A 5,911-nucleotide genomic window follows, 5' to 3' on the forward strand; every position below is an offset into this window, starting at 1 on the left:
ATAGATCAATATATATTCATATCAATCGGAATATTATAAAAAATTATTATGAAAACATTCTACTATCACTTAATTAAGAAATAGGAATTTGCTAAAATACAAAATTTATTTACCTGTTTTAATGAATTTGTATTATTTATTAAGAAACTCTTTTGTAGGGGTTCAAAATTAAAATTTTATGGACTATAATCTTTAATATTACAACTAAAATATGGAAAAGGGGGATAACATGCTTAAAAAGTTTAAAAAAGTATTAGTAGCAAATAGAGGCGAGATTGCTATAAGAATATTCAGAGCATGCCATGAATTAGGAATTAAAAGTGTAGGGATATATAGTAAAGAGGATAAATATAGTTTATTTAGAACTAAGGCTGATGAATCTTATTTAATAGGTAAAGATAAAGGACCTATAGATGCTTATTTAGATATAGATGGAATTATAGAGCTTGCAAAAGAAAAAAATGTAGATGCAATACATCCTGGATATGGTTTCTTATCAGAAAATCCAGAGTTTGTAAGAAAATGTGAAGAAAATGGTATTGTTTTTATAGGTCCATCTGCAGAAATAATGGAAAGAATGGGAGACAAGATAAATTCTAAAAAGGTTGCTAATAACGTTGGAGTAAAAACTATACCTGGAGTAGAAAAAGTAATTAAAAGTGTTGAACAAGCAAAAGAAGTTGCAAGTTTTATAGGGTATCCAATAATGATAAAAGCCTCTAATGGTGGAGGCGGAAGAGGAATGAGGGTTGTTTATGATGAAAAGAACCTGGCTATTGAATACGAAAATGCATGTAGCGAATCTAGAAAAGCATTTGGAGAAGACTTAATATTTATAGAAAAATATATAGAAGACCCAAAACATATAGAAGTTCAAATATTAGGTGATAAACATGGTAATTTAGTTCATTTATATGAAAGAGATTGTTCTGTACAAAGAAGACATCAAAAAATAATTGAATATGCACCAGCATTTTCTGTAGATAAAAAAGTAAGAGATGAGCTTTGTGAAGATGCAGTTAAAATAGCTAAAGAAGTAGGATATGTAAGTGCAGGAACGTTAGAGTTTCTAGTTGATAATAAAGGGAATCATTATTTTATAGAGATGAATCCAAGAATTCAGGTTGAGCATACTGTAACAGAAGAGATTACGGGAATTGATATTGTTCAAAGTCAGATTCTTGTTGCTGAAGGATATAGCTTAGATAGTGAAGAAATAGATATAAAATCTCAAGATGATATAAAAGTAACAGGATATGCTATACAATGCAGAATTACAACTGAGGACCCTAAAAATAACTTTATGCCTGATACAGGAAAAATACAAGTATATAGAACCGGTTCTGGTGCAGGTATTAGACTTGATGGAGGAAATGGTTGTGCAGGATTTAGTATAACACCTTACTATGATAGTTTACTAGTTAAGACTATATCTTGGGATAGAACATTTGAAAGAGCAATTAATAGGACGATTAGATCTATAAATGAGCTTAGAGTTAGAGGGGTAAAAACTAACATTGGTTTTTTAGTTAATGTTTTGCAAGATCCTATGTTTAGAGCCGGCAAATGCAGTACTAAGTTTATAGATGAACACCCTCGATTATTTAAGATAAAAGAGAGTAAGGACAGAGGAACTAAACTACTTCAATTTATCGGTGATGTTATAGTTAATGAAAACAAATGTATGCCTAAACCTAAGTTTGAAACATTGCATCAACCAAGAATAATAACTGAAAGAATACCTAAAGTAGAAGGTAGTAAAGTACAGTTTGAGAAACTAGGAAAGAAAGCATATATTGAAAAAATAAAGAATGAAAAGAAATTATTATTAACTGATACTACAATGAGAGATGCTCATCAATCTCTTATAGCAACAAGATTTAGAACTTACGATTTATTACAAGTTGCTAAAGAAACAAATGCGTACCAAAAAGATTTATTCTCATTAGAAATGTGGGGGGGAGCTACATATGATGTAGCTTATAGATTTTTAAAAGAATCTCCATGGAGAAGATTACAAAAATTAAGAACAGAAATACCGGATATTATGTTCCAAATGTTGTTTAGAGCATCAAATGGTGTTGGGTATACAAACTATCCTGATAATGTAATAGTAGATTTCATAAAAGAATCTGCTTATCAAGGAATCGATGTTATAAGAATATTTGACTCACTAAACTGGGTGGAAAATATGAAACTGTCAATAGAGGCAGGGCTTGAAACCGGAAAAATAGTCGAAGGTACTATGTGTTATACAGGAGATATATTAAATCCTAATAAATCTAAATATAACTTAGAATATTATGTAAAAATGGCGAAAGAATTAGAGTCTTTAGGAGTAGATATAATCTGTATAAAAGATATGGCAGGACTTTTAAAACCTTATGCTGCTCACACTTTAATTAAAACATTAAAAGAAAATGTCAAAACACCAATTCACTTACATACCCATGATACAAGTGGAAACGGTGTAGCAACTTGTTTGATGGCGTCTGAAGCAGGGGTGGATATAGTGGACTCTGCATTACAAACTATGTCAGGTCTAACAAGCCAACCATCTTTAAATGCTATAGTAGAAGCTCTAAAAAATACAGAAAGAGATACTAAGATCGACTTATATGGATATGAAGAATTATCAAGTTACTACGGAGACCTAAGACAAATTTATAAAAAATTTGAAAGTGGTATGAGTACTTCTTTTGCTGAAATATATGAATATGAAATGCCAGGAGGACAATATTCAAATCTAAAAGCCCAAGCTGATAGCTTTGGTTTAGGAGATGACTTTGATACTCTTAAGGTAAATTACAAAGAAGCAAATCAAATAGTTGGAGATATAATAAAGGTTACTCCATCTTCAAAAGTTGTAGGTGACTTAGCAATATTTATGACAAAAAATAAATTGAACAAAGATAATATTATTGAAGAAGGTAAGAAATTATCATTCCCAGATTCAGTAGTAGATTATTGTAAGGGTATGATAGGTCAACCAGAAGGTGGTATACCAAAGGAATTACAAAAGGTAGTATTAAAAGGTGAAGAGGCTATTACTGTAAGACCTGGTTTATTAATACCACAAGCGGATTTTGACAAAGATAAAGATTATTTAAATGAAAAATTTAATATGAAATCTAATATAAGAAATATATTAAGTTATGAATTATATCCAAAAGTATATGAAGAATATCTAAAACATTTACAAGGATATAATGATATTTCCAAATTAGAAAGCAACGTATTCTTCTATGGTCTTGACATAGGTGAAGAATGTGATGTGGAAATAGAAGAAGGAAAAATGTTAACTATAAGTTTAAGAAATATAGGTGATGTAAAAGAAAATGGATATAGAACAATAGTATTTGACCTAAATGGAATGCATAGAGAAGTAGAGATAAAAGATAATAATTATGCAGGCAGTATTAAGCAAGTAGAAACTGCTGATATGGATAATACTTTGCAAATAGGGGCTAGTATTCCAGGAAAAGTAATAAAGGTTCTTGTTAAAGAAGGAGATGAAGTTGAAGAACATCAACCATTAATTGTTATAGAAGCTATGAAAATGGAAACTAATATAGTATCAAAAACAAGTGGGAAAATAAAGTCTATTAAAGTTAAAGAAAATGAAATGGTTTGTGATAAACAATTATTGATGACATTAGAATAGAGTAGAATAATAGTGAATTAAAAAACTCTAAAGCATAGTAAATAACTGCTTTAGAGTTTTTTTATACAAAAAAGAGGAAAAATATAGATGTGTGTAGAAATATATTTTAAATCCAAGGGAAAGAGTACCAAATTATTCTTATAATAATAAGGTAATCTTATCTTACATAATTAGGAATATTATACATGTAAATGGTATAAAATTATTTATAACACTTGATAATTTTATATAATTAAAAAAGGTAGGTGCTAATATGAAAGTCTATGATAGTAACAATTTAAGAAATGTTGCAATACTGGGGCATAGTGGATGTGGGAAATCTAATTTAATTGATGCCCTAGCATACACTACAAATATTTCAAAAAAGATGCCCAAGTTGTCTGATAAAGTAAACATGACTTATAGTATTGGGTTAGCTCCCATAGAATACAACGGTATCAAGTACAATTTATTAGACACACCAGGATATTTTGATTTTAGCGGTGAAGTAATTTCTTCGTTAAGAGCAAGTGATGCAGCTATTATAGTAATAGATGCAACTTCTCCTATACAAGTTGGAACTGAAAAATCACTAGAATTGACTGAAAATATGCCGAAAATCATGTTTATAAATAAAATAGACAATGAAAAGGCAAGATATAAAGATGCAATAGAAATGTTAAGAGAAAAATATGACAATAAGATAGTACCAATGATAAGCCCTATATATAAAGATAAAAAATTTGTTAAATTACATAATGTGTTAGAAAACTTGGATGACGATTTAGATGGAGAATTCAAAGAGCAAGTTTCAAGTGTGAAAGAAGCTTTAATGGAACATATAGCAGAAACTGATGATGAAGTGTTAGACAAATATTTTAATGGAGAAGAATTAAGTCCACAGGAAATTCAAAAAGGAATAATAATAGGAATACAAAGTGGAGATATAATACCTGTAATATGTGGTTCTACAATAAATAACATAGGATCAGAAGAAATACTAAAAACTATAGGTGCATACATACAACCAAAAGCTATTGAAAAAGAAAAATCTTTAAGAGCTTTGGTATTTAAAACAATGGTTGACCCATTCATAGGAAAAATGTCTTACATAAAGGTAGTTGAAGGTCAAATAAAAAAAGATACTGAAATAGTTAATGTAAATAAGGATGTAAAAGAAAAAATTACTAATTTATATACAATGAAAAATGGAGAATTAGAAGAAGTAGACTATGCTAATGCAGGTGATATAGTTATAGTTACAAAAATGAATTCTCTAAAAACAGGAAATACTTTAGCAGAACGCTCAGGTGTTTCATTATTAGAAGAAATAGATTTACCAAAACCACAAATATATTTTTCTGTAGTACCAAAAAATAAAGGTGAAGAAGATAAGATAGGATCTTCATTAAACAAAATATCAGAAGAAGATCCAACTATACACTGGTACAGAAACGCAGAAACTAAGCAAACTCTTGTTGGTGGTCAAGGTGAGCTTCATATAAATACAGTTAAAAATAAATTAAAAGAAAAATTTGGTGTTGATGTAGATCTAGAAGATATTAAAGTTGCTTATAGAGAAACTATAAAAAGTTCTTCTGATGTACAAGGAAAACATAAAAAGCAATCTGGTGGCCATGGTCAATATGGAGATGTAAAAATTAAATTTACAAGATGTAGCGATGACTTTGAATTTGCTGAAGAGATATTTGGAGGTTCTGTTCCAAAGTCTTATATACCTGCAGTAGAAAAAGGATTAAAAGATTCTATGCAAAAAGGAATACTTGCAGGATATCCTGTTACAAATATAAAAGCAACATTATATGATGGATCATATCATGATGTTGACTCATCAGAAATGGCATTTAAAATGGCAGCATCAATAGCATTCAAAAAAGGAATGGAGGAAGCTCAACCAATTTTATTAGAACCTATTATGAAATTAACGATAACTGTTCCAGAAGAGTATATGGGAGATGTAATGGGTGATATTAACAAGAGAAGAGGAAAAATACTAGGAATGGAACCTGATGATAAAGGTAGACAAGTAATTTATGCAGAAGCACCACAAAGTGAAACATTTAAATATGCAATAGATTTAAGATCAATGACTCAAGGTAGAGGGTTCTTTGAAATGGAATTAGCAAAATACAATGAGGTACCTCAGCAGCTAGCATCAAAAATAATTGCAGAAGCTAATAATTAAAAAATATATATTAAAAGCGGCATGATGTTAAAAAAATCATGCCGTTTATTTTTTGTTTTATA

At 29.5% G+C, this 5,911-nt stretch carries 2 protein-coding genes; both read left to right on the forward strand.

What is annotated here, in order from left to right; genetic code table 11:
* Positions 1 to 229 precede the first annotated feature (229 nt).
* Entirely contained in the window at positions 230 to 3,664 is a 3,435-nt protein-coding gene (locus NSA58_RS14495) for a pyruvate carboxylase (RefSeq protein WP_039680366.1), read from the forward strand.
* Between the two features lie 253 nt (positions 3,665 to 3,917).
* Positions 3,918 to 5,849 (forward strand): elongation factor G, encoded by a 1,932-nt coding sequence (locus NSA58_RS14500; protein WP_039680365.1) that lies wholly within the window; start codon positions 3,918 to 3,920, stop codon positions 5,847 to 5,849.
* Positions 5,850 to 5,911: the final 62 nt, after the last annotated feature.

This window comes from Terrisporobacter muris (assembly GCF_024621905.1).
Taxonomy (GTDB): Bacteria; Bacillota; Clostridia; order Peptostreptococcales; family Peptostreptococcaceae; genus Terrisporobacter; species Terrisporobacter muris.

Bases quoted from the DNA above. Each gene is read 5' to 3' on its own strand.
- NSA58_RS14495 (WP_039680366.1), top strand. From the start codon at position 230: ATGCTTAAAAAGTTTAAAAAAGTATTAGTAGCAAATAGAGGCGAGATT.
- NSA58_RS14500 (WP_039680365.1), top strand. From the start codon at position 3,918: ATGAAAGTCTATGATAGTAACAATTTAAGAAATGTTGCAATACTGGGG.